The sequence below is a fragment of the Massilia sp. 2TAF26 genome (assembly GCF_052115005.1).
Taxonomy (GTDB): Bacteria; Pseudomonadota; Gammaproteobacteria; order Burkholderiales; family Burkholderiaceae_D; genus Telluria.
This window is the reverse complement of the sequence record NZ_JBFRFV010000158.1, coordinates 1-343: the sequence shown is the minus strand read 5'-3', so window position 1 is coordinate 343 and position 343 is coordinate 1. Positions and strand designations below refer to the sequence as shown.

Annotated in this window: 1 pseudogene; it reads right to left on the bottom strand. The window is 60.1% G+C overall.

Annotated features, from left to right (window positions below):
- A pseudogene (locus tag AB4Z32_RS27935) lies at positions 1-343 on the bottom strand (aminopeptidase); the annotation flags it as partial.

The window sequence follows — 343 nt, the reverse complement described above, 5'->3', positions numbered from 1 at the left end:
GTGATGATCAGCTTCGTGATCTTCTTCGGGTTGTAGCGCCACACTTCGGCCGGCACGCGCTCGACGTACTTCTTGCCGCTGGCGAGCGTGATCTCGAGGATCAGCGGCGTCACCAGGCCGCCCTTGTTGCTGAAGTCGACCAGGTAGAGGTGCTTGCCTTCCTTCAGCAGCGCCTTTTCCCAATCCTCCAGGCCTTCCATCGCCTCGTTGTACTTGTTGCGGTCCTTGTTGGTGACCGTGAAGTCGTCGTGCTCGTTGTAGAAGTCCTTGAGTTCAGGATGCGCATCGACGCGGCGCTCCAGCGTGCCCTTGTTGCGCTGGTCGGTGATCGAGACCGGCTCCT